24 protein-coding genes are annotated in these 26,201 nt (G+C 37.0%); all 24 read right to left on the bottom strand.

From position 1 onward, the window contains the following. Positions 1-9 precede the first annotated feature (9 nt). Complete coding sequence (gene hslV / locus C2I06_RS03450) at positions 10-552, bottom strand: ATP-dependent protease subunit HslV (RefSeq protein WP_016201113.1); 543 nt, start codon at positions 550-552, stop codon at positions 10-12. A 34-nt stretch (positions 553-586) separates the two neighbouring features. After that, positions 587-1,489, bottom strand: a complete 903-nt coding sequence (xerC, locus tag C2I06_RS03445; RefSeq protein WP_123257451.1) for a tyrosine recombinase XerC — start codon at positions 1,487-1,489, stop codon at positions 587-589. Between the two features lie 463 nt (positions 1,490-1,952). After that, positions 1,953-4,028, bottom strand: a complete 2,076-nt coding sequence (gene topA / locus C2I06_RS03440) for a type I DNA topoisomerase (RefSeq protein WP_095329170.1) — start codon at positions 4,026-4,028, stop codon at positions 1,953-1,955. Between the two features lie 463 nt (positions 4,029-4,491). Beyond that, entirely contained in the window at positions 4,492-5,361 is an 870-nt protein-coding gene (gene dprA / locus C2I06_RS03435; RefSeq protein WP_095329169.1) for a DNA-processing protein DprA, read from the bottom strand. A 243-nt stretch (positions 5,362-5,604) separates the two neighbouring features. Beyond that, positions 5,605-6,522, bottom strand: coding sequence for a succinate--CoA ligase subunit alpha (gene sucD / locus C2I06_RS03430; RefSeq protein WP_095329168.1), 918 nt, complete (start codon positions 6,520-6,522; stop codon positions 5,605-5,607). Beyond that, positions 6,522-7,697, bottom strand: coding sequence for an ADP-forming succinate--CoA ligase subunit beta (gene sucC, locus C2I06_RS03425; protein ID WP_047939991.1), 1,176 nt, complete (start codon positions 7,695-7,697; stop codon positions 6,522-6,524). Before sucC ends, sucD begins: the two co-directional genes overlap by 1 nt. A gap of 286 nt (positions 7,698-7,983) precedes the next feature. Beyond that, positions 7,984-8,286 (bottom strand): EscU/YscU/HrcU family type III secretion system export apparatus switch protein, encoded by a 303-nt coding sequence (locus tag C2I06_RS03420; RefSeq protein ID WP_123257450.1) that lies wholly within the window; start codon positions 8,284-8,286, stop codon positions 7,984-7,986. Continuing rightward, positions 8,283-9,536, bottom strand: a complete 1,254-nt coding sequence (locus tag C2I06_RS03415) for a hypothetical protein (protein WP_123257449.1) — start codon at positions 9,534-9,536, stop codon at positions 8,283-8,285. Before C2I06_RS03415 ends, C2I06_RS03420 begins: the two co-directional genes overlap by 4 nt. A 38-nt stretch (positions 9,537-9,574) precedes the next feature. After that, complete coding sequence (locus tag C2I06_RS03410) at positions 9,575-10,351, bottom strand: ribonuclease HII (protein ID WP_095329165.1); 777 nt, start codon at positions 10,349-10,351, stop codon at positions 9,575-9,577. A 238-nt stretch (positions 10,352-10,589) separates the two neighbouring features. After that, positions 10,590-11,441: a ribosome biogenesis GTPase YlqF gene (gene ylqF / locus C2I06_RS03405; protein ID WP_123257448.1), complete on the bottom strand. Its 852-nt coding sequence runs from the start codon at positions 11,439-11,441 to the stop codon at positions 10,590-10,592. A gap of 28 nt (positions 11,442-11,469) precedes the next feature. Then, positions 11,470-12,006 carry a signal peptidase I gene (lepB, locus tag C2I06_RS03400; RefSeq protein ID WP_095329163.1) on the bottom strand — a complete coding sequence of 179 codons (537 nt, stop codon included), beginning with the start codon at positions 12,004-12,006 and terminating at the stop codon, positions 11,470-11,472. A 349-nt stretch (positions 12,007-12,355) separates the two neighbouring features. Further along, positions 12,356-12,700 (bottom strand): 50S ribosomal protein L19, encoded by a 345-nt coding sequence (gene rplS / locus C2I06_RS03395; protein ID WP_047939984.1) that lies wholly within the window; start codon positions 12,698-12,700, stop codon positions 12,356-12,358. Between the two features lie 219 nt (positions 12,701-12,919). Continuing rightward, on the bottom strand, positions 12,920-13,663 hold the full coding sequence (trmD, locus tag C2I06_RS03390; protein ID WP_095329162.1) for a tRNA (guanosine(37)-N1)-methyltransferase TrmD: 744 nt from the start codon (positions 13,661-13,663) through the stop codon (positions 12,920-12,922). Further along, positions 13,663-14,181 (bottom strand): ribosome maturation factor RimM, encoded by a 519-nt coding sequence (gene rimM, locus C2I06_RS03385; RefSeq protein WP_095329161.1) that lies wholly within the window; start codon positions 14,179-14,181, stop codon positions 13,663-13,665. The genes trmD and rimM overlap by 1 nt, the downstream gene beginning before the upstream one ends. 11 nt (positions 14,182-14,192) lie before the next feature. Beyond that, the gene (locus C2I06_RS03380) at positions 14,193-14,570 is read right to left on the bottom strand and encodes a YlqD family protein (protein ID WP_095329160.1); all 378 of its coding nucleotides are present in this window, start codon (positions 14,568-14,570) and stop codon (positions 14,193-14,195) included. A 317-nt stretch (positions 14,571-14,887) separates the two neighbouring features. After that, entirely contained in the window at positions 14,888-15,118 is a 231-nt protein-coding gene (locus C2I06_RS03375) for a KH domain-containing protein (RefSeq protein WP_031534442.1), read from the bottom strand. A gap of 11 nt (positions 15,119-15,129) precedes the next feature. Further along, positions 15,130-15,402, bottom strand: a complete 273-nt coding sequence (gene rpsP, locus C2I06_RS03370) for a 30S ribosomal protein S16 (RefSeq protein WP_016201097.1) — start codon at positions 15,400-15,402, stop codon at positions 15,130-15,132. A gap of 175 nt (positions 15,403-15,577) precedes the next feature. Next, complete coding sequence (gene ffh, locus C2I06_RS03365) at positions 15,578-16,930, bottom strand: signal recognition particle protein (protein ID WP_047939980.1); 1,353 nt, start codon at positions 16,928-16,930, stop codon at positions 15,578-15,580. Between the two features lie 12 nt (positions 16,931-16,942). Further along, positions 16,943-17,275: a putative DNA-binding protein gene (locus C2I06_RS03360; protein WP_095329158.1), complete on the bottom strand. Its 333-nt coding sequence runs from the start codon at positions 17,273-17,275 to the stop codon at positions 16,943-16,945. A 919-nt stretch (positions 17,276-18,194) separates the two neighbouring features. After that, positions 18,195-20,951: a VWA domain-containing protein gene (locus tag C2I06_RS03355; protein ID WP_249928271.1), complete on the bottom strand. Its 2,757-nt coding sequence runs from the start codon at positions 20,949-20,951 to the stop codon at positions 18,195-18,197. Further along, positions 20,935-22,707: a vWA domain-containing protein gene (locus tag C2I06_RS03350; RefSeq protein WP_123257447.1), complete on the bottom strand. Its 1,773-nt coding sequence runs from the start codon at positions 22,705-22,707 to the stop codon at positions 20,935-20,937. Before C2I06_RS03350 ends, C2I06_RS03355 begins: the two co-directional genes overlap by 17 nt. Positions 22,708-22,741: 34 nt before the next feature. Continuing rightward, positions 22,742-23,602: a DUF58 domain-containing protein gene (locus C2I06_RS03345; protein ID WP_123257446.1), complete on the bottom strand. Its 861-nt coding sequence runs from the start codon at positions 23,600-23,602 to the stop codon at positions 22,742-22,744. Then, positions 23,599-24,609: an AAA family ATPase gene (locus tag C2I06_RS03340; protein WP_123257445.1), complete on the bottom strand. Its 1,011-nt coding sequence runs from the start codon at positions 24,607-24,609 to the stop codon at positions 23,599-23,601. The genes C2I06_RS03345 and C2I06_RS03340 overlap by 4 nt, the downstream gene beginning before the upstream one ends. A gap of 8 nt (positions 24,610-24,617) precedes the next feature. Beyond that, on the bottom strand, positions 24,618-26,201 hold the full coding sequence (locus C2I06_RS03335; protein WP_123257444.1) for a hypothetical protein: 1,584 nt from the start codon (positions 26,199-26,201) through the stop codon (positions 24,618-24,620).

The following is a 26,201-nucleotide window of genomic DNA, read 5'->3' as shown; positions in this document are numbered from 1 at the left end:
AATCCTCCCCTATAATTCTTCCACGATGATATTATTATTTGTATAGACACAAATCTCACCAGCAATCTCTAGAGCTGCTTTAGCGATATCATATGCAGAAAGATTATCTCCTGAGTAAGTTTTTAGTGCTCTGCCAGCTGCTAAAGCATAGTTTCCACCAGATCCAATTGCAAGTATACCATCATCTGGTTCTATTACTTCTCCTGTTCCAGATACCAATAATAGATCCGTTTCATTCATTACGATCAGCATCGCTTCAAGTTTTCTAAGAACTTTATCACTGCGCCAGAGCTTCGCAAGCTCTACTGAAGCACGTTGTAGGTTCCCATTATACTCATCTAATTTTCCTTCAAATAGTTCAAAAAGAGTAAAGGCATCCGCAACTGATCCCGCAAATCCTGCAATTACTTTCCCATTAAAAAGCTTTCTAACCTTACGGGCTGTATGTTTCATCACAACAGCATTTCCAAGCGTGACTTGACCATCACCAGACATTGCTGATTTCCCTTTATGTTTAACTGCAAAAATTGTTGTTGCATGAAATTGTGGCATTTCAGACATGTTACTTCCTCCTTCTACCAATTGACTATGCCCTAGGATGATAAGACATATACGTCTTTTTTAGATACTCATTTGTGACATGCGTATATATTTGTGTTGACGTTAAAAATGCATGACCTAATAATTCCTGAACGGTTCTCATATCTGCACCATTCGCCAGTAAATGTGTGGCAAATGAATGTCTCAATTTATGGGGATGAATTTTCCCTTGTGAGGATGAAGTATTCATCATTTTATTTAAGATATCACGAACTCCGTTATCTGTTAAAATTCCTCCGCGATAATTAACAAACAGATAAGAATGATCTGTTGAGTTTTTCATCAACTGATTCCTACCCGCTTTTATGTACGCTTCCAGAGCATTATGAGCAAAACTACCAAACGGAACATATCTTTCCTTTTGGCCCTTTCCCCTAACTAACACAGTTGAGACGCTGAAATCAATATCACTCAACTGAATTTTTGTGCATTCACCAACACGGATGCCGGTTGCATACAATAATTCAAGCAATGCTTTATTTCTTAGTCCAAGGGGCGTGTTCGTATCACATGATAAAAAGAGTTGCTGCAATTCTTCCTCGTAGAAAAAATCAGGTAATCTCTTTTCTAGCTTTGGGATTGATACAGCAGAAAACGGGTTATTTTCCACTATTTTTTCCCTAAGCAAAAAACGATAAAAACTTCTCAAACTAGAGATTTTTCGCGCAATTGTTTTTCTTGCTAATTGCATTGAAAAAAGCTCTGTTAAGTATATTCTTACATCAGATGGACTCACGTCTTCTAACTTGTCTATTACTTGATCTTTCATAAAGTGAAAGAATTGGTTAATATCTTGTGTATAAAATTCTATTGTATATGGTGAGTAATTTTTTTCAATCTGCAAATAGGCAATAAATGCTTGAACATGATTGTTTAATTCCTGTTTCATAACCTCACCTCACAATGGCTTCATCATATTATCATACTTTTTAGCTACAATCAATTAATTTACATATTTTTCACAAAGTTCCGAATTGTTCGCAATAATTCTTTCATGTCCTATTGTTTCTACATTCTTCCCTTTTGAGATTAGGACTAACCCTAAATGTTTATGGCACTTTCTTTTTAGAGTATATCGCTTTAAGCATAAAGGAATTAGAATAATACTACAAATGTAAATAAATTGTCATTTTTTATTCTGTTAAAAAGTATGGATGATGTTCACTCATAGCATTTTACTATACGATTGAAAGAATGAAAAGTTTCTACTTCAAGTGAATTAATATTTTTTTCGCAAACATCTATTTTTCTTCCATTATATATCTAATTTAGGAGAGAAAACTTCGACAGTAACGTGACAAGAGAGTGAGCATTTGCTCACCCTCATATAAATTTATTTATTCTAGCTATTTTTAGCTTTGTGGTTCTTCTTTGTAGTCACAGTTTACGCACTGTACTTGAACACCTTTTTTCAATTTTTTCTCCACTAACATATTTTCACATTTTGGACATGGTCTTTGTAGTGGTTTATCCCATGAAATGAAGTCACATTCTGGGAATCGATCACAACCATAAAAAATTCTACGTTTTTTACTTTTTCTTTCAATTATATTTCCTTCATGGCACTTCGGACATTTCACTCCAATATCCTTCACGATTGCTTTCGTGTTTCTACACTCTGGAAAATTACTACATGCCATAAATTTCCCATAACGGCCCATTTTAAATACCATCGGGTGGCCACATTCTTCGCAATCCTCTCCAGCTGGCTCATCTTTGATTTCAATGGTTTGCATCTCTTGTTCTGCAACTTCCAGTCTTTTCTCGAACGTTTTATAAAAATCGTCGATAACCTTTACCCAATTGACCTTGCCCGCCTCAATATTATCCAAGTCTTGTTCCATATTGGCTGTAAACTCAATATTTAATATTTCCGGGAAAAATTCTAAAATTAACTCTAAAACAATTTCCCCAAGCTCCGTTGGAATAAATCGTTTGTTATCAAGGGCCACATATCCTCGTTTTTGAATCGTATCTAAGGTTGGTGCGAATGTAGATGGTCTTCCTATTCCCAATTCCTCTAGTGTTCTAACTAATCTTGCTTCTGTATAACGTGGAGGTGGCTGAGTGAAATGCTGCTTTGTATCAATATCCTTATTTAAGACAACATCTCCTTCTTTTAAATCTGGGAGTTGTCGATCTTTCTCATCAACGTTGTCATCTGTACCCTCCACATATACCTTCATAAAACCTGGGAACTTAATTTTTGAACCATTAGCACGAAAAAGTACGTTACCATTTGATAAATCCACACTCATTGTATCCATAACTGCCGGAGCCATTTGGCTGGCAATAAATCTTTCCCACACTAGCTTATACAATCGAAATTGATCTCGAGATAAATATTCCTTCATCTTACTCGGCTCACGACCAATGCTAGTTGGACGGACTGCTTCATGGGCATCTTGGACCTTTGGATTTTTCTTCTCTTGTTTCTTCTCTTCACGTGTATACTCTTTGCCATAATGACTATTTATATAGTCATATGCTTCACTTTGTGCAACCTCTGATATTCTAGTGGAATCCGTTCTCATATAGGTTATCAAACCCACTGTTCCTTCTTTACCAAGATCTATACCTTCATATAATTGCTGTGCTAACATCATTGTTTTCTTTGCTCGGAAATTCAATTTGCGGGCAGCTTCCTGCTGTAAAGAAGAAGTTGTAAATGGAACGGCAGGGTTTCTCTTCCGCTCTTTTTTACTCACTTTATCGACAGTAAACTTATTATCTTTTAACTGACTAGTAATTTTTTTCACTTCATCTTCTGAATGCAACTCGACTTTTTTTCCATTGATACCATAAAAAGATGCTTCAAAATTATTTTTTCCTTTTATAAAGCTTCCTTCAATGGACCAGTATTCTTCTGGTACAAATTCTTTAATTTCTTGTTCTCTTTCAATAATGAGACGTACTGCAACTGATTGTACTCTTCCCGCACTAAGCCCTTTTTTTACTTTTTTCCATAATAATGGACTGATATTATAACCCACTAAGCGGTCTAAAACTCTTCTAGCCTGCTGAGAATCTACTAAATCCATATTTATTGCACGAGGATGCTTAAATGATTCTTTGATGGCATCTTTTGTTATCTCATTGAAAACAACGCGGCAATCTGATTCAATATCCACATTTAAGCTATTTGCTAAATGCCAAGCAATTGCCTCTCCTTCACGATCCGGGTCAGCTGCTAAATAAATCTTTTTGGCTTTTTTTGCTGCTGTTTTCAGTTCTTTTAATACAGGGCCTTTTCCACGGATAGTTATGTACTTCGGCTCAAATTGTTTTTCTATATCAACACCCATTTGGCTTTTAGGCAAATCCCTAATGTGCCCCATTGATGCTTTCACTTTATATTTTTTTCCTAAATATCGTTCTATTGTCTTTGCTTTAGCTGGTGACTCAACGATTACTAAAAAATCTGACATTAACTGTCCTCCTTAAGAGGGATTTAAATATTCACTATTATTGTATACTATGTTTTGATTTGTCAAACATTCCGATAACTAGCAAACGTTTTCACTCTCTTTATTTACATCATTTTATCTTTTAAATATCTATACGTTGCAAAATGTATAACAAAATGATAAAAATAGCAACACTTTTTTTGAAGTTTCATGAAAAACTCCAAATTTATGGAATTTCTTACGCTTTGGTTTGGAGTAACGTTTTTTCTTTCTTAACTGCCGCTAAATCCCCTCCGTTAAATTCTCATTAGAAGAGGTATTAGTCATACTGACCTTACAAAAAAAGATAATCCCTTATATAATTTGCTGCTTATAGCGTATCACTTTCCTTTTGTATTGCAAACTATTTTCATTTTACTATCTGTGAAAATGATTATTTTACTTAATATATTTGTATGCTAAGCTACTCTAGTTTTACTTTTTTCTACTCCGATATATGCTTCCATTCTTCTAGTATATCTTTTGCTTCAAGCACTGGCTTTGCGCCTTGTTGTATTAATTCATTTGGACCATCTGAATAGGGACTAAATATATTTCCTGGAACAGCAAATACATCCCGTCCTTCATTTACTGCGAAATTAGCAGTTATTAACGATCCACTTTTTTTCTTCGCTTCTACTACAAGTGTTCCATTGCTTAAACCGCTTATAATTCGATTTCTCATGGGAAATTGCCATTTTAGCGGCTTAGTTAGCGGAGGATATTCAGAGATGACTAAATGATGTTTCATCATATCTCCTGCTAACTGTATGCTTTCTTTTGGATAGATATGAAAAATACCTCCAGCAATAACACCGATGGTTTTGCCGCCATTTTCAATTGCCAGTTTATGGGCAATCGAATCAACCCCATGCGCAAGTCCACTTACAATGGTGATTTTCTCCTCTACTAGTTCTTTCATCAACCTCTTTATTACTTTGGTACTATAACTGGTAGCTAAGCGCGAACCTACAATTGCAAGCTTTCTCTTCGATTGTAGCAGCTCAAGATCTCCTTTTGCATAAAGAACCCAAGGTGGCTGATATATTTCTTTTAAAAACGGCGGATATAACGGATCAAAAAATGTAATTGGATGAATTTGATTATAACGATACTGGATTAATTGTTCTTCTACATGATGAGAATGGATTGTCTTTACTATTTCCTTTTCCATAGTAGGTGAAATAGAGGATATAAAGGAAGGGATTTTCTCCAACTGAAGAGTGGGATCTTCTTTTAGAAGACGATCGATCATTTTCCAGCTGATTCCTTGACAATGATGTAATTTCACTAATAATTTATTTATTATTTCCATCTTTTCTTCCTTTCGCTTTCTCCTTTTCACAAAGAAATTAGCTAAAAATACAAAAGAAAGAGAAACATAAATTAAGTAAGGAATTATCTTCCTTCATTATAATGAGTTTTCCTGAAAATTCCTAGCATTGTTATACTGTTTCCCTTGTAAATTAGTAGATTAGCTACATATGCCATCCTCTTGAAAAAAATCAAGAAAAAACCTAGCCTTATTTAGTAGAATAAGGCTAGATTAAGCTTTTCTCTATTTTGCTACTACTTCATGCGTCTTACATTTTTCGTATATCGACTGCTCTTTTAACACCTCAATTAGCGTTGCTCCCATATCAGATGGTGTTGGGGCTACTTTAATGCCGCATTCCGTTAGAACACTAATTTTTTCATCTGCTGTTCCTTTACCACCAGAGATTATTGCCCCCGCATGACCCATACGCTTTCCTGGAGGAGCTGTACGACCGCCGATAAATCCAACAACTGGCTTCGTCATATTTTCTTTCACCCAGCGGGCTGCTTCTTCTTCAGCCGTCCCGCCGATTTCCCCTATCATGATAACTGCATACGTATCTTCATCTTCATTAAATGCTTTTAACGTATCAATAAAATCTGTTCCATTGACTGGATCTCCACCAATTCCAACAGCTGTTGACTGACCAATCCCTGCTTGAGATAGTTGATGAACAGCCTCATATGTTAAAGTACCAGAACGAGAGACAACCCCTACATGCCCTTTCTTATGAATATATCCTGGCATAATGCCAATTTTACATTCTTCTGGGGTAATCACTCCTGGACAGTTTGGTCCTATTAATCTAGTCTTTTTCCCTTCCAAGTAGCGCTTAACTTTCACCATGTCCAGAACAGGAATATGTTCGGTAATACAGATTACTAAGTCTAGTTCAGCATCAACCGCTTCTAAAATAGCGTCTGCTGCAAATGGAGCTGGTACATAAATAACAGATGCATTTGCTTCGGTTACATCTACTGCATCTTTAACGGTATTAAATACAGGCACTCCCTCTACCGTTGTACCACCTTTCCCTGGTGTTACCCCGCCAACTATTTTCGTCCCATATTCAAGCATTTGCTTAGTATGAAATAGTGCTGTTGCACCTGTGATTCCTTGGACAAGGACTTTTGTATCTTTATTAATAAAAACACTCATTATGCATTCCCTCCTTGTTCTACTAGGGTTACAATTTTCTCAGCACCATCAGCCATCGATTCTGCTGCAACAATATCTACTCCAGATTCTCGAAGAATTTTTTTGCCAAGTTCCACATTTGTTCCTTCTAAGCGAACAACTAATGGCACATGAAGACTAACTTGCTTTGCAGCTTCCACAATTCCGGTCGCAATAACATCACATTTCATGATGCCACCAAAAATATTGACAAAAATCCCCTTCACGTTAGAATCAGATAGAATGATTTTAAATGCTTCCGTTACTTTTTCTGCTGTCGCGCCGCCCCCAACATCTAAGAAGTTGGCCGGTTCTCCGCCATAATGCTTAACAATATCCATTGTTGCCATAGCAAGTCCAGCACCATTTACCATACAGCCGATATTTCCATTTAACGCAATATAGCTTAAATCATATTTAGAAGCTTCTAATTCTTTTTCATTTTCTTCATCTAAATCCCTATATGCAACAATATCTTTATGTCTATACAATGCATTTGAATCAAAATTTAATTTTGCATCCAGTGCGATAATATTCCCATCTTCCGTTAAAACTAAGGGATTAATTTCGGCGATAGAGCAGTCTTTTTCAACAAATACTTTATATAATCCAGTCATAAAGGCAACTGCTTTATTAACTTGCTTGCTCGGAATGTTAATAGAGAAAGCAACTCGACGTGCTTGAAATGGAGTTAGACCAGTCACTGGATCAATAACTTCTTTTACGATCTTCTCTGGGTACTTTTCTGCAATTTCCTCAATTTCTGTGCCGCCTTCTTCAGAGGCCATCAATACGATTCTAGATGTTGCTCGATCCACGACAAATCCTATGTAATATTCCTTCTTGATTCGACAACCTTCTTCAATTAATAATCGTTTCACAACTTTTCCTTCGGGACCTGTTTGATGAGTTACTAATGTGCTCCCTAGAATATCTGAAGCATATGTTTGTACTTCATCTAAGCTTTTGGCAACTTTTACTCCTCCAGCCTTACCGCGACCACCTGCATGGATTTGCGCTTTCACTACCCATACATCACTATTTAATGTTTCCGCAGCTCGCACTGCCTCTTCTACTGTAAAAGCTACTTTTCCTTTTGGTACTGCGACGCCATTTAATTCTAAAATCTCTTTCCCCTGATATTCATGAATATTCAAGCTTCCACACCCCTTAATTTCCCTTTTTGTGTAAAATTGGAGACAACTGCATGATGACTTTCGTGAATGAATAACTTTTTCTCATCCATTTATTTGTTTTTTCCAAAACATAAGTATCGTTATCACTGTATTAATATTCTTTTCGAGAGCAAATTACGATTATTTTATGTATTTAGAAAAGACAAAAATATGTTCACGCTTTCATTTTAAAGGAAAAAACCTTTCTTTGTCTATAAAAAAGGCTTTTATCTTTAAATATTTTACAATTAAAAATATTTTTTCTTTCTTAGTTTGCTTTTTCCCCGTCTTTTTCCGTCGCTTCCTTCTCTAAAGAATAAATAAACGCAAACACTTCTGCCACAGCCATATATAAATCTTCAGGAATTTGTTCATTTATATTTAATTTACTTAAAAGCTCTACAAGAGAGGGATCTTCTTGAATTGGAATATTCTCTTTTTTGGCACGTTCCAGAATTTGTTCCGCAATCATACCCTTGCCTTTTGCAATAACGGTAGGTGCAGCGTGTTTTTGCTGTTCATAAGTTAATGCTATTGCTTCTTTCCTTTTTAAAGAATGGTGTTTATTCATATTTTTATATCCACCCCTTTATAGGCATTTCCTTTCACTGCTTGTTGGGAACTCCATACTGGCTTATGTTCTTTTGACAAGTCTTTTACATGTATAGACAGTAAAGTATAATCTAATTCCCGTAGTTTTTCTTTTAAGAGCTCCTCTGCCTGTTTAATTAAAGGCATTATTTCTGTTGACCGATCATTTAATACAATCATGTTCATGATTCTATTTTGAATATGGATATCAATAACTGTATCCTTTAAATTAGCCAGTTCTAAGTAAAAAAGAATTCGACAATAATTACTATCGACTTTTCCATCTGCTGTTTTTCTGCCATTATATTGCATTGTCACATCCACTTGTTGATTAAAAAAACGCAGAGGAATTTCCGTTACCATTTGCATCATTGGACCTGTTTGCTGACTGATAAGCTGATAACCTGTCACTTTATCAATTAGTTGACCTGCAGTTTCTTTTACCGCATCAGGGATGTCTTTTCCCATTAATCCTAGCAGTAGCGGTTTTAATATTTCTTGTGATGTTTGCTCCTCTATTTGTGCATGCTGTAACAGTCCCGCTTCAAATGAATAGCCAATTTTATGCAGGACAGCTTTTAGTGCAGCAAGCATATTATCTTGAACAAGCTTCCCCCCTTGACTAATCTCCGATAGGACATCCGCTACTTTTGGCTCTAGAATATGATAGGTAGACAACTGCTGCTGGAGTTCATTTAACAGCACACTAACACCTTTATTGGATTGCAAGGCCGAAATACTTGTAAATACTTCCTTCGTTAGAGGGAGCTGTCTTTCCATCATAAGACCGATAGTAGCAAGCTCTTGCTTCCCTATTGATTTTGGCAGCCATTCACCTATAGATCTTATCGCTTCTTTCGAAATTGGTAGATTATTAGATAGTAGAAAATGAAGGAGCAATTTATTTTCTTTCGTCTCGGTTAGATGTAGCTGCTGAAGCAGACCATTGATATTTCCCTTTTCAGCTGGAACTTCTGATGACTGCGGCAATACTTTTAGGACTGGTTTATTATCTGTAATGGAAACTTGAAACCAATAACTTCTATCAAGCGTTAACGGAATCGTTAGGTTTGCAAGCATTTTTTGTGAGCCTATTTGCACCTCTGCCATTTGTTGAGGAAAAAGCTTCGTCAATTTCCCATAAACTAGTTGTCCATCTCGTAATTCAAGACTTTTATTACTCATCACGTTTTCTTGAAATAAAGTTTGGACAATATGGTTAACATTCATCTTTCTCTTCCTCCTTCCTTCCATACAGATTGACCAAATTAGTTAGTTTCTACCATCTCTTTCACAGGAGAAAAACTTTTACGATGATGAATGGTAATTCCGTATTCTTTTAGGGCAGCCACATGTTCCTGTGTCCCATAGCCCATGTTTGTTGCAAAATGATAATCTGGATATTCTTGATGCAGCTCTTTCATCATACGATCTCTTGTCACTTTTGCTATTATGCTTGCTGCAGCAATAGAAACACTTTTACTGTCTCCTTTAATAAGAGATTGACTTGGATAAGGTGTCGTTAATTTCATTGCGTCAATTAGTAAGTATTCTGGTGTTTGTGAAAGTTCATTTATTGCTAGAAGCATCCCCTTTTTTGTTGCTTGATAAATATTTATGCGATCAATTTCAGCAGGTGAAATAATTCCCACTCCGATGGCGATTGCTTCTTTTTGGATTACCTCGTAAAATAGTTCTCTTTTTTTCTCAGATAATTTCTTTGAGTCATCGATACCTGGTAAATAGAAATCTTCTGGCAGGATGACAGCTGCTGTAACAACAGGACCTGCAAGCGGCCCTCTGCCAACCTCATCGATTCCTGCAATATATGTATATCCCTGCTTTCTAATCATTTGTTCATAGTAGTTCATCGATAGAAAATGCTGATGAAGCTTTTCTTCTTTCTCTATCCTCTTCTTCCAAGCCTCTAAGAGCTTCTGAGCCCCTTTCCTCTCGTCCTTTTCTAATTCGAGGATAAATGGGTCATTTACTTCCCTTATTGCTTCTAGCGCCTCTTTAATATCTTTCATTGTTGCTAATTTCATTGTTTACACCTCAGTAGTTATATCGGTTTAATCGCTTCCTTTTTTACAGCCCTGGTCACATTGCCTTCCAATATACATATCAGGCCTATAAATCGTCCTATCGTTCTTGTTGGATGCTTTATTTCTTTTCTCCCATAAAATTCAAAGCGTCTACACAAATGCAATAAACCTAATCATTTATATTACACAAAAAAGAGAAGTGTCTGTTTTTAGCCACTTCTCATTGCAGTTTTCATCCTTACATTTCGTCTGCTCTTTCGAACGTTAGCGGACCAAACTTTTCACCTCTAATGTCACGAATAATTAGTTCCGTTACTTTATCATAGTTAACGATACCTCCCCCTGACAGAGCTCCTCTAATCTCACCAATACGATCAAACAACTCTACTGTATCTTCTGGAATCGTTTCTAATTGATATCTTTCTTTTAAGCGTTGCGGATATTCCTTTTCCAAAAAGCGAAGCCCGAATATGGCAATGTCCTGCAAATTCAAAATTGTATCCTTTATTGCTCCTGTTAACGCAAGCTTTAAGCCTACTTCTTGATCTTCAAATTTCGGCCATAGTATTCCTGGTGTATCTAATAACTCCAGCTCTTTCCCTACTTTAATCCATTGCTGTGCTTTGGTTACACCAGGTGTATTCCCTGTTTTGGCAATGTTTTTCTTTGCCAACCGATTGATTAAAGTGGATTTACCTGCATTTGGAATGCCGACAATCATCGCTCGAATCGCTCGCGGTCTAATCCCTTTCGCTTTCATCCGATCAAATTTTTCTGCTAGTACTTCTTTTGCTAAAGCAGTAATTTCTTTCATTCCAACACCTGCTTGAGAGTTAATCGCAAGTGCTCTTATGCCTTTACTTTGAAAATAGTGAATCCATTCTTTTGTTCGTTCTTTATCTGCCATATCTGCTTTATTTAATAAAACAATTCTTGGCTTATGCTGAATAATTTCATCAATCATTGGATTTCGTGAAGATTGTGGAATTCTCGCATCCACTAATTCAAAAATAATATCAACTAGCTTTAATTTTTCCGTTACTTGCCTTCTGGCTTTGGCCATATGGCCTGGAAACCATTGTATAGTCATGCATGCACCTCTATTTCTTCCACTAACATTATTCTACTATTTTCCAATCAGCTATTGGCCAATATATAACACTTGTGGTGCCAATAATTTTATCAAAACCAATCGTACCAATATGGCGACTATCTTTACTATTGCGACGGTTATCTCCCATCACAAACAATTCTCCTTTTGGCACAGTTGCTGTAAAATCTTCTGTTAGAGGGCCCATTACGCCTTCTTTATTATGTTCTAAATAAGGTTCTTCATAAGCTTGTCCGTTCACATATAATACATCATCGCGATATTCAATTGTGTCTCCTGGTAGACCAATTACTCTTTTTATATAGTCCTTACCTTCCGGAGCGTGGAACACAACAATATCAAAGCGCTTTGGTTCACTTACTTTGTAATTTATCTTATTGACAATCATTCGATCTTGATCGAGCAATGTAGACTGCATGGATTCACCATCAACTACAATTGGAGCAAATAAAAAATAGCGAATAACAACAGCAAGTAAAACAGCAATTATTAATGCTTTACTCCATTCCCATACTTCATTTTTCTTCTTCTTTTCAGTTGCCATACCTTTCACCAATCCTTAACTGAACAATATAGGTATTTTTTATGTAAGATAAAAAAACTTATCCATCATGATAATATTTTAGCGGAATTTCCGAGTGAAGTAAAATTGGAAAGATTGCAGTTGGACTTTTGCTTCCTATTACTTAAAATCGTTAATATAAAGATTAGAGATCGATTTGCAAAGTAGTGATTCCATTAAAAGATCACTTCAGTTTCCTTTCCTCTCTGCATCTCTCTCATTTTTGGATGAATTACAGAACTATTCTTTCTAATATACGAGTTTTCTATAAGCAGCATTTAAAGATATAAAAAAGAGCTTGTTACAAGAACAGGCTCTTTTTTGGTAACAATTATCGAATTTCTTTAATACGAGCTTTTTTACCACGTAGGTTACGTAGGTAGTAAAGTTTCGCACGGCGTACTTTACCGCGGCGGATAACTTCTAGCTTCGCAATTTTAGGTGTGTGAACAGGGAATGTACGCTCAACGCCAACTCCGTAAGAAACTTTACGTACTGTAAAAGTTTCGCTGATTCCACCACCACGACGCTTAATTACAACACCTTCAAATAACTGAATACGTTCACGAGTACCCTCAACAACTTTCACGTGTACACGTACAGTGTCACCAGGACGGAACGCAGGAAGATCAGAACGAAGTTGTTCTTTTGTAATCTCTTCTATTAATTTTTGCATCGTTTTCAACTCCTTCCAACAGACGCTCTTGCACTCATAGTTTGAGACCTCTTGCAGCGGAACATCGTTATAAGACCCTTCACAGAAATTCATCTGTTTAAGTCACAAGTGTTATCTTAACATAAAAGGAGAATAACAGCAATATTTTTTCTAAAAATAATAGTATTACCTTGCTCCTTAATAGATTCATTCATCTAATCATCACCATACCGTATCCAATTAGCTTGGATGATGCTGATTTGTCAACTCTTTTACCAACTTTTTCTGCTTCTCAGTCAGCGGATAATTTTCTAGTAAATCCGGGCGCCTTTCAATCGTTCTTCGGAAGGATTCCCTTTCTCTCCATTCATCAATATGTGCATGATTTCCAGAAAGCAGCGTGTCTGGTACCTTCATTCCTCGGAAATCGGCCGGACGAGTATAATGAGGATGCTCCAACAAACCAGTGCTAAAAGAGTCATTAACATGGGATGCTTCTTTTCCAAGCACGCCTGGTAATAAACGTACTACACTATCAATAACGACCATAGCCCCTAATTCGCCGCCTGTAAGGACATAATCACCAATGGAGATTTCATCTGTCACTAAATGTTCTCTAATTCTCTCATCATAGCCTTCATAATGTCCGCAAATGAAAATCAAATGCTCTTCTTGTGCTAATTCCTCCGCTTTTGCTTGACTATATCTTTCGCCTTGCGGGCACATTAAGATGACACGAGGCTTTCTGTTATCTTTTGGTTTTAGAGCATCCACAGCGTCAAATATAGGCTGTGGCTTCAACACCATCCCAGCACCTCCTCCATATGGATAATCATCAACGGTTTGATGTTTATTATCGGAGTAATCGCGAAAATTGACGATATTATAAGCTACTTTTTCTGCTTCTTGTGCTTTTTTTAAAATGGAGCTATGAAGGACTCCTTCAAACATCTCAGGAAATAACGTCAATACATCTATTTTCATTAAGACAACAGCCCTTCCATCGGCTCTATGACAACTACTTTTTCTTCTACATCTACTTTCATGACTACCTCTTCAATGTAAGGAATCAAAATTTCACTTTTATCTTTCCCCTTTACCACCCAAACATCATTTGCACCTGGTGTTAATATTTCTGTGATTTCTCCAAGTTCTTCTCCTTCAACTGTCACTACTTTACAGCCAATAATTTCATGGAAGTAGTATTCATTCTCCGCGAGCTCTCCTAAAAAACTTTCTGGAACCTTCAGGAGACCTCCCTTCATAAATTCTACATCATTCACATTATCATAGCCTTCAAATGTAAGTAGATTAAAGTTCTTATGCTCACGATGGCTTTTAATTATCAGTTCTAGGGGATTTGCTTTATCATTTTGAAAAAAATAAATGGTGTTTCCAATCTTATATCGTTCTTCTGGAAAATCAGTACGAGAAATAACGCGAATTTCTCCTCTTATCCCATGGGTGTTCACAACTTTTCCAACATTAAACCATTTTTCCATTACCTTCACCTCTATCGAATATCAACCACTATTCCATCTTTGAGAACAATCGTCTTATTAGCACTTTCCCAAACCTGTCCTACTTGAACATCAACAAGTCCCATTACTTCCTGTTCTTTAATCTCTGTCCCTAGTGGTAGTATATGTAATTGCTTTAATTGAAACTCTATCGTTTTTTGTTTCTCTAATTTATTTGTAACTTCCTTACGAAAAAAAGTTTTTATTTCCGAAATAGAAGGATTATTTTTCAATTGTTTTCTTTCTTCAAATTGAAGCTGCTGTATTTCTTTTTCTAGCTGCTGTATTTCTTGCTTATATCGATCGGAAATCGACTTTTTGGTAGTTTCGGTTAATACTTGTTTTACTGTTACAGACTGAAGAATCTTCATTTACTTCCTCCTAACAGATGACAACTTTAGTCCTTACTACTAACAAAGTAACACAGATTACTCTTTTCGTCTAAAAGCAAAGGGGAAAATTCATGTACCGAATGAAATTACAGCTATTTTTCAGAAAAGCTAGCGTTTGTTTCATCCTTTTAGGATAATGAAGTATATATTAGCTTAAATTTTGATAATAATAGCTAAATAGCGCGATTATCAGCCTAGATTGCTCCTTTTTCAGCTAAATTTCCATTTTATCAGCCAAAGGCTTCTATTTTCCCTAAAAAACAAAGGAAGGAGGGTTCCCCCTCCTTCCTTTTCATTTAATCTCTAATATCAACAATAATTTTCTTTTGTTGTAATGATCCTGCTGCATAAACAATCGTTCGAATTGCTCTAGCAACTCGCCCTTGCTTCCCTATTACCTTTCCAATGTCATTCTCGTTGACAGAAAGCAAGTAAGTGATACGATTATCCTCTTCTGTTACAGTGACAGCAACTTCCTCTGGAAAATCAACAAGGGGCTTAACAATCGTTTCTATAAGCTCTTTCATTGCATCAAATATTATTTACCGTTTTTGATATTGTGGAATTTCTCCATAATACCTTGGTTAGAGAATAGGTTACGTACTGTATCAGATGGTTTTGCACCATTTTGTAACCATTGTAGAGCTTTATCTTCGTTGATTTCCACGATAGCAGGGTTTGCTACTGGATTGTAAGTTCCTACTGTTTCAATGAAACGTCCATCACGTGGTGAACGAGAATCTGCTACTACGATACGATAAAAAGGAGATTTTTTTGCTCCCATTCTTTTTAAACGAATTTTTACTGCCATTTAATATTGCACCTCCGAATAGTTTCACACAAGATAGTATATTATCAGATACTCCAACACTTTGTAAAGTGTTTTTTCTTGTCAGTGTTAAAAATCTTTATTTACGCCCTCTCACAGACAGTCTCCGCGCCATTTCAATGGACAAACAGATCCTTTTTTTTACAAAAAACCGCTGTTAAAAAGGGTTAAATGGTAATTTAAATTTACCTTTTTTCTTGCCTTTTTGACCCATATTGGTCATTTGCTTCATCATTTTTTTCATATCATCAAACTGCTTTAAAAGTCGATTTACTTCTGGAACCGTTCTTCCGCTTCCTTTCGCAATACGCTTTCTTCTGCCAGAATTGATAATTTCAGGATGTTCTTTTTCTTGCTTTGTCATGGACTTAATGATTGCCTCAACATGGGCAATTTGCTTTTCATCCACTTTCATATTGTTTAAGCCTTTGATTTTGTTCGCACCTGGCATCATTTTTAATAATTCGTCAAGTGGTCCCATACTTCTAACTTGGCTTAGGGAATCAAGAAAATCATCAAAGGTAAATGAATCAGACTTCATTTTCTTTTCTAACTCTCTTGCTTTTTCTTCATCTACATTAATTTGTGCTTTTTCGATTAAGCTAAGGACATCGCCCATTCCCAAGATTCTGGAAGCCATTCTCTCAGGATGAAATGCTTCAAGCGCATCCATTTTTTCTCCCAAACCAACAAATTTAATTGGTGTATTTGTTACAGAACGTATCGAAAGTGCTGCTCCCCCGCGTGTATCCCCATCAAGCTTTGTTAAAACAACTCCCGTTAATCCTAACTGCTCGTTAAAACTGCCAGCTACGTTAACAGCATCCTGCCCTGTCATTGCATCGACAACGAGTAATATTTCTTCTGGGTTTGCAAGTTCTTTGATCTGCTTTAATTCATCCATTAGTGCTTCGTCTACATGAAGGCGACCAGCTGTATCAATTAAAACATAATCATGATGATCTTCTTTTGCTTTTTCAATTGCTTGTTTTGCAATTTCAACTGGACTAACTTGATCTCCTAGTGAAAATACCGGAAAATCAAGCTGCTTGCCTAAAGTTTGTAATTGCTTAATTGCAGCAGGACGATAAATATCAGCAGCAACCAATAACGGATTACGATTATGTTTTTTACGCAATAAATTCGCAAGCTTACCAGTAGTTGTTGTTTTACCTGCCCCTTGTAATCCGACCATCATAACAACAGTTGGCGGGCGCTTACTAACGCCAATTTTACTTTCTTCTCCACCCATTAATTCAGTAAGTTCTTCTTTTACTACTTTAATAACTTGTTGTCCAGGAGTTAAGCTTTTTAGCACTTCCTGTCCAACTGCACGTTCACTTACTTTTTTAACAAAGTCTTTTACCACTTTAAAGTTAACGTCCGCTTCAAGGAGTGCAAGACGAACTTCACGCATCATTTCTTTAACATCCGCTTCATTTACTTTCCCTTTTCCACGGATTTTTTGCATCGTGTTCTGCAGTCGGTCAGCTAAACCTTCAAATGCCATACGTCAGCCTCCTTAATCTAATTTCTCTAGTTCCTCTACTGCTTCTCGCAACGCAGATATAGATAAGGTATCATGTTCTAGCATTTTTTTCATCTTTTCAAAAAGAACTTGACGTTCCTGAAATTTCTGAAGTAACCCTAACTTATTCTCATATTCTTCTAGCATTGCTTCCGTACGTTTAATGTTGTCATACACCGCTTGACGGCTTACATTGTACTCAGCAGCAATCTCCCCAAGAGAGTAATCATCCAAATAGTAAAGAGACATATAGCTTCGTTGCTTCGGTGTTAACAACGACTGATAGAAATCAAATAAATAATTCATTCTCGTTGTTTTCTCAAGCATCGAATAATACCCCCGTGTTAAGTCAAAAGCCTTTACATCAACTATTTTACACACCAGAAAAAAAGATGTCAAGAAAATATCTTTACAAATCGAAATGCGGAAGCGCCTTGATTATCGTTGTACAAACTGGAAGGTTTCTGACTGAGATAAAGGAAACACGGTGAACGGTAGGGAAGCGATGTTGACTTATCGTAGGGAAGACACCTGGAAGTTTGCTAAACGATAGGCGTTGCAGCTGGACAAATCAAAAAGCGGCGGGGGTCCGTTTAGTGGCGTGTGGGGTGGAGTGGCGTTTCCTGAGATATAGGAAACACAGTGAACGACAGTGAACTGATGTTGAATTATCGTAGGGAAGCGGCGGGAAGCCCATCAGCCCCTAGACCCCCGGAGCTGGACAAACCGAAATGCGGAAGCGCCTCGGTTATCGTTGTACAAACTGGACGGAAATTCTATAAATGAATTAGTTTTTTTGACTCTGTCTTAGATTTTTTCATATAACATAAAATAGATTTTGGTTTTCATTAGATTTCTCTATTACCTTTTCCTCCGCGTCATCCCGTTTTCGGTCACAGAAAGCTCTTCTCTATTACCCTTTTCTCCGCTTCATACCGTTTTCGGTCACAGAGAGCTCTTCTCTATTACCCTTTTCTCCGCTTCACACCGTTTTCGGTCACAGAGAGCTCTTCTCTATTACCCTTTTCTCTGCTTCACACCGTTTTCGGTCACAGAGAGCTCTTCTCTATTACCTTTTTCTCCGCTTCACACCGTTTTTGGTCACAGAGGGCTCTTCTCTATTACCCTTTTCTCTTATTTCCCCTTCTTTCGGTCACAGAGAACTCTTCTTTATTACCCTTTCCACCTCAAAAAACTAACTGCAGACAACCAATAAAGTTTGTCTGCAGTCTTATAACAATCTGATTCATCGCTTTTTCTTCCGCTTCATTTCTAATAATTGTTCCAAATGATTTTCGCTGTCTACCTTTTCCGTCTTTATCTTCTCTCGCGGTTTTTCTTGCTTTTGTTTCGGTTCTCTGCTTGAAACATCTTTTTTGAAAGTAACTGGTCTTTCTTTAGGTGCTACACCTTTCTTCTCGATAGAAGGTATTCGACTCTTTTGGTGCTTACCTCTTTTTCTCTTTTCAAAGACAGGGAAAAATTTCACTGGTAATCCAAGTCTTCGAATAGCAATTTCGAAAAATAGAAGCAGGAAGCTAATTAACAGCAAGATTTCGGTAATCTCCTGCTTTTGTTTAACTGGTTCCTTCAACGGACGAAACGCTTGTGATTCTTTCTCCAGCTGAGATCCGTTAGTTATCGCCAGAAGCTCAGCAAGCTTTTCTTTATTTGCTCCGGTAATTAAATATTCGTCTGAATAGGGAACGGTAAATCCTGATTGGTAAACAGTAACGTTTCCGTCCTCATCTGTTTGTTTGACATGAATAAAATAAAGACCAGGATCATTGCCAACATCCACTTCATATTTTCCAGGAGCGAGCATTTTAGTATTTCCTTCCACCGTTTCTCCTCTTTCGGAGATAATGGTTGTTTCAATCGGAAGCATTGATAAGTGATCCGCTGTTATCGATAGATAGGTTCTGTCCTTCGCTTTTTCAACAGATAAAGAATATGCCTCCGAATCGTACTGTGGCAAGGTTTTTTCGACCATTTTTGTCATAAAACTACTCCATTGGTTCCAACGCGCCCAATCTCCTGCCCACATGCCATTTACGTCAGAAGTGAAAGCTATTGCCTTTCCTAGACCGTATTGCCATTCCGCAAGAATAGGATCTTTTTTTGTACTCTCAATTGGAACGATGCTTTCTGATTTTGGCGTTGTGGCGATATAGGCATTCATTTCTGGTACCCCTTTACTAAACAAGGAATCCCACCCATAACCAGACTTTATTTGGGGATAAAACGGATTATCCTCAATATAAGTTTTTGTCGCCATAACGGTTTCTCTTGATAGAATCGAAGGAATTACCGAAGAATCCTGTACATCATAAAAACGTCCAGCTCCCATTTCCGCTAATTTTTCTAATAAATTCCGATCTGCATCCGCCCCCAAAGCCACCGTCGAAATTGTAACATTTTTCTTACTGCCATTATTAATTAACTCCTCATAATTATTATTCGTTGCGGATTGTCCATCTGTTAGCAAAATAATATGTTTTCTTTTTACATCTAAATCACTGATTTGCTCATAGGCTTCCAGTAATGATCCATAAATTTCGGTTCCGCCGCCAACTGGGACAGAACGAATCTTATCTACAACTTCCTCTTTATTTTTCAAAGGTTTAGGTTCTACGATCACCCATGGCTTATCATCAAAAGCTATAAATCCTAATGTATCTGTCTCTTGAAGCAATTCAACAGTCCGTGCTGCTGCTTCTTTTGCTAACGAAAATTTCGATCCGTCCATACTTCCAGAGCGGTCTAACACAATCATTAATGCTAGTGAGGGCATTTCCTTTTTCCCTTTTATATCCATATCAACAGGCAATAGTTTTTCGATAGGGGTTTGGAAATATCCTCCTAATCCAAAGCTATTTTCTCCACCTGTCATGAGAAAACCGACGCCAAAATCTTTCACGCTTTTTTCAATAAGACTCATTTGCTTTTCCGTAATATCTGTTGCTGCAATATTATTAAAAATAATCGACTGATAATTCAAATAGCCAGAAAGCACAGTAGGAAGCTGAATAGAGGAACGAACCTCTACTTTATATCCAGCAGCTTCTAATGCTTGAACAAATGATTCATTGGGGCTATTTTGCACTACTAAAATTTTCGGAATGGTTTTAACCATATTGACAACCTGAAGCTTATTATTTTCAGCATAGGCATCATTCATTAGATCAACTTCTGCTTTATATGTTACCAATCCAGTCTGTTTTACAGGAAACTGGATAGGGATTACATTTGTACCTTCTTTCACTTTGATAGACTTTGAAACAATTTTATGATTATTTTCATAAAAATGAAGTAAGCCCGTTTTCGCCTTATTACTTTCAATGGTTACAGAAACATTTGCTTGTTCCCCTTCAAATAAAGTAGACGGCACTTCTACATCTGTAACAGCAGTATCTTCATATAAAGAGGGTTCAAGCAGCACAGTGTCTAATTCAATGGAGCGGTTTTTTAATAATTTTGCCGCTTCGGTAAGATTCCCCATCGTCTCGTTCCCGTCGGTAAACAGTATAATCCTACCGCCGCTATTATTGGAAAAAACACTGCTAGCAAGGTTAAGCGCCCCTTCAATATTTGTGTGGTCTTTACCTAACTCCTCATTCCATTTAGAAAAACGAAGTTCCTCTTTGCCCATCATTTGCTCTATAGTTGTTTTTTCTCCGAAGGAAAGTACACTATAGAGATCTTTTTCCTTTTTATATCGCAAGCTTTTTTCCAGCCATTCAAACTGCTGCTCTCCTGCATCTTGTACACTTGCACTGCGATCCATCAGAAAAACAACTTGGTTTTCTTTTTGCGGCAGAACTATTTGTGGAATGGCAAGCGCAAGGATTAATAAAGCAAAAATCAAACTTCTTAAAAAGAGAATAACTTGTCTTTCTTTTCTATTTGACATCGTCCTTGACTGTTTCCAATATCGATAAAGAAGAAAGATAATAGGTAGAAAGATTAATAGAATGAATGGGTATTTAAACTCTATCTGCACGTCGGTACACCTCCCATTCCATACATAAAATGATCAGCGCAAGCAAGCATAAAATATACCAGAACCAATCATTCTGCTTTTTTGTCATTTCATTGCCTATTAGTTTATCTTCATTTAGAACAAACGACTTTTGCGTAGCAGTCGTCTTCTCTCGATCATCGAGATTTACGGAAAAATATAGAATTTCAGAGCCATTTGTCAATTGATAAACACCAGGCAGCTTAGGTGCTTGAAAACCATCATCCAACGAGAAGGTTCTCACTAATTGGTCGTTTTCATTATAAATATCCCACTCTGTTTCTTTGCTTGTTAAATGAATGGTCCGCGATTCTAATGGCTGAAAATCACCTACATAATTGGATTGAGAAGAAAGCCATTGATACATATTATATAAAAAGATCGGAAAACTTGGATGTAATGGCCAATCACTATCTTTTAAGTCAAATTGAATAGCTATTGCGGGCTGATTATTCCATTCGCCTTTTTGAATTAACGGCAGTTCTCCACTTTTAACAATAGGTTTCATCGTTTTCATTGTCTGCTTCATTGCACTTGCGATAAAAACATCCTTCATATCGACATGTAAAAGTAGTTCATCCTCACTTGGTTCTATCACTGTTTGCACTTCTTCTTTTTTTCCTCCTGTAAAGAAGAAAACAAATGGACCTTCGATGTGTTCGGGTAACGCAGACCCAGATAATAGGAAAATACTATCCTTTTTGGTGAGAAAATCTTCTTTATTCTCCATTTGGATAACTTGAAGCCCAATCGCCTCAAATCCTTTTACCAAAAAAGGATTCATTTCATTATCAGTATAAATAGTTGTTGCCTGTTTATTTAATACAGCGGTTTGCATATTATCAACTGCAAAATCATCTGAAGCATTAAGTTTAGCATCGTAATAAGATTTCTCAGGAAGCTCGTTTATCGCAATTACTTTTCTTTCCTTTGGCTTTAATTCAATATCTTGTTGATAAAGTACTGTTTTTTCACTTTCAACTTGAAAAGGTATGGTTTTATGGGAATCAGTTTGATTTTCCACCATTGCAACACCCGCTACTTTATCGGCATTTTTTGATACACCAAAAGATAAAATCGAAATATTTTCTGCTTTTTCCTGCTCTTGATTATGTACTTTTACATAAAAAGAATCGATATTTTTTATCCTTTCCTTCTCCAGCCCATCCGAAAAAATATGAATGGCCGTTTTACCCTCTTTCGCTAGACTTGCCGTCAGCTCTGTTGCACTTTGCCAGTCTTCATGTGTATAGGAAAGTTCTAACCCTTTAATTGCAGCACTTATTTTATCGCGCTCTGACTCATTATGCAGAAGAATTTGAGGACGATCATTTACCTCTAAAATCGTAACAGCTTGATTTTTCTGAAGACTTTTCATCATTTCGAGTGCTTCTTTTTTGCTATCTTCTAAACGGTTAGAGCTACTACCATTCGCGGCCATCGAAGCCGAGGTATCAAATAAGAATATGATTTGCTCCCCTTTCATCGTTTCTTTAGCAAAATATGGTCCTACTAATGCAAACATCAAGAGTAGCAAGCATAGAAGCTGCAGCCAGAATAGAACATTATTTTGCCATTTATGAAACCAGGAGGATGCCCTCATTTCCTTAAGAACTTCCTCCCAAAGTAAATTGGAGGGGATAGTTTGTTTTGTATATTTTTTGCGAAAAAAATATATTAGGATGAATAATCCAATAAAAATTAGCAGCAAAAAATAATAGGGTTGTGCTAAATGCATTTTGTCTCTCCTTTTGGCTCGTAATGAAAAAGAATTATTGAACCAATCCAGCAAACGCCAGTTCTCGTAAAATAATCGTTTGGATATCTAGTTTATCGCTGATTTGGCAATAACGGATACCATTTGTGGCACAAAGAACTTCTAGTTCTTGATTATGCTGATCGAGTCTTTTTCTATAAAGTGTTTTAATCGAGCTATTTAGACTTACATCCACGGTTTTTCCATTTTCACTATCGACTAATTGTATGTCACCAGATAGATTCGGATGAATCTCGCTCTCACTTAGTAATTGAATCAGCCATATTTGCTGATTGCGATATTTTAACCGTTTAAAACTTTCCTCAAATAATGACAAAGCTTCTAAACCGTCTGTTATCAAAATAATCATTTGGGTCGGCGCTTTTATAGAATTGCTTAATGATTGTGTGAAGCTTTCATTAATCGTCTGCTCCTTCACATCAACAATCTCATAAAAGGTTCGTTTATTATGAACCGAACCTTTGCGATGAAAGGAATGCTTTGTAGAAACAACAGAAAAACTCAGTCTATCCTCATGTGATAATGTGATATAAGCTAAGCTTGCCGCTAATTCTCTTGCTAGCTCCCACTTGGAAGGTATTTGTTTCATTGAGGCTGTCCCATCAAGGAAGATACTAACTGATATCTCCTTTTCATCTTGAAATCTTTTAATATATGGCTTATTTGTTCGGCCATATACATTCCAATCGATTTGGCGAATATCATCACCAGGATGATAGATTTTATAATCAGCAAAATCCAAGGAGGTTCCGTGAATATGAGATTTTCTTCGACCATTCTGCATTCCTGCACCCTTCGTCGAAACTTGCAGTCTTTTTCGATTCATTCTTGCTAATAAGGAATGATAGTTCTTCATCGTCCCTTCCCTACTTCAATGCGTAATGTTTTTTCCAAAATATCTTCCATAATTTGATCAGTCGTAACGCCCGCAATTTCCCCTTCAAAATTAAGCAAAATTCGATGTCTAAACACTGGTAGTGCCGCATAACGCAAATCTGCCATGGAGACATGCAGTCTTCCAGAAGCTAATGCTCTTGCTTTTGCCATGGTTACTAAGGACTGCAGTCCCCTCGGACCACTTCCTGCCTGAATATACTTATTTCCTAATTCTGTCGCATCCTCCGAACCAGGATGAGTGGCAGAAACAATATTAACAGCAACGTCTAAAATATCATCCGCAACGAGAATTTGTTTGACAAGACTTTGTAAATGAAGAATATCCTCTACAGAGGCAACACGCGTTAATACAGTTGACTCCGTTCCAGTAGTCTTTTTAATAATGGCTTTTAGTTCTTCTTTTGACGGATAAGTAACATGCAATTTACATAGAAACCGATCTAACTGAGCTTCCGGCAATGGATAAGTTCCCTCCATATCAAGGGGATTTTGTGTTGCCAAAACAAAAAATGGCGCTGCTAATTTTTTCGTTTCCCCCATAATGGTGACTGTTTTCTCCCCCATCGCTTCCAATAAAGCACTTTGCGTTTTCGGTGTTGCACGGTTAATTTCATCTGCAAGAACAATATGCTTAAATAAAGGTCCTTCATGAAAATGAAATTGTTGTTTTCCTTTATTATCAGGCTGCAGCACCATCGTACCAGTAATATCTGCCGGCATTAAATCTGGCGTAAACTGAATTCGCGCGAAGGATAAGTCCAAGACTTCCGAAATAGTTCGAATCATCATCGTCTTTCCAAGACCTGGAAGCCCTTCTAAAAGTACATGTCCACCTGCCAGCATACACCAAAGTACCTCATCAGTAATTTTTTCCTGTCCGACAATGAATTTGCCAATCTCCTCTTTCACCTTTTTAAGCAAAGCCTCTGCTTGGATAAAATCCTGTTCCACTAGTTCTTTTTCCATCTTTTCCCCTACTTTTCATTTGGTTTGATATCAGTAAAATAGTTCTTTACAATATTTTCTAAGTCATTTGGCAATTTATATCTTGAAGTACTTTCCCTGTAAGAAGCTTCATATTCTGAAAATACCTGTTCATACGGACGAATATTCCCTTTTAAAACTGGACCCTCCCCTTCTGTCATCTGACCTTGCTTGCCATTGCCTAATTTACCTGAATCCACTTCGACATTATCTTTTCCAACCACTTTTTCCGGTACTGTTAATAACTCTCTGCTACCGCTTCCGAATCCAGCTCCTGAGCCATTCCCATTCCCTGATCCACCAGCACCATTGCCTGAACCTGAACCCGAACCTGAACTGGAATCAGAGCCATTTCCAGAGCCTGATCCTGATCCATTACTATTGCCTGAACCGTTGCCTGAGCTGGAAGAATCATTATTTCCATTTGTTGAATTGCCCTTATCATTCTTCCCTTGCTGACCACTGGTAGTTGTCTCTCCTAAGGAAGTTGTATCATTATTACTGGAGCCTTTGGCAACCGTACGAGACTTAGGGATCGTTATTCCATTTGCTAGACTTTCATCCTCCAGCTTCTTCCCAACCTGAGCAAGTTCTGTTTGCACAGTTTCTAATTGTTGCAGCAATTCCTCATTACTCAGCAATTCATCCATTTGCTTTAATAGCTGTTGAAACTGCTCTTCTGATAATTGCTTATTTGCACCTGTCAATTGATTGAGAGCATCTTTTTGTTGATCTGTTAATCGTTTATATTGTTCGTTTGCTTTTTGTAATTCCTTCTGTACTGCTTCCTTATCTTTCTCTGAGATAGCCTTAGAGAGAGACTTCAAACCAGTCTCATTCAGCATCGATTCTATCTGTTGGCGTTCCTTGCTTTTCTCTTGGATCTTTCTCTTTTGCAGCTGAAGCTCTTTCGCTTGTTTTTCCAATTCTGCAAAGGTTTTTTCTACCGTTTCCTTCTTTTCTAATTGCTTTTGGATTTGTTTTAGCTCTTTTCTCACCTGTTTATCTGTTTCTTTTTTTATCGCTTTTTCTAATTCCTTTTCCGCTTTAGCGATCGTTTTTATCTCATTCTCTTTTTTCTTGGCAGCTTCCATATTAGCTGATGGAAAAAACTGTAACAGTAGACAAATGATGAAACATACCATTCCTGAAAGAATAAATTTCGGATAAATATATCTTTTCTTTCGGCTTAATACAGCTAATTGTTTCTCTGTCATTTGCGCTATCGCTTGTTTTACAACTACTTGTTCGACCGCACCTTCACTATGTAGATAGGAAAAGGCCGTCGTTGCATAATCATCGGCAACAAATTGATTATATAGTTTTACCGCTTGTTTTTCTGTTGGCCATTTTCTCCATAAGCGAATGAGAAAGATGGAAACACCAACACAAAACACCGCGAAGAGATAGTACAACAAAAAAGGCAGAATAAAAAGATACGCCATTATGGAAAGGAGGAGAAATCCTCCTCCTAAAAGTGCTAGTAATAGGCATAGCTCTTTTGCAAGCAACTCTCTAGCAATAGATTTTCTTACTGGTTTGAGCAATTCCTTATACTGCTGAAGATTTTCCAT

Origin of the sequence: Niallia circulans (assembly GCF_003726095.1) — a bacterium.
Lineage (GTDB): Bacteria > Bacillota > Bacilli > Bacillales > Cytobacillaceae > Niallia > Niallia circulans_A.
This window is presented reverse-complemented; position numbering and strand designations above follow the sequence as displayed.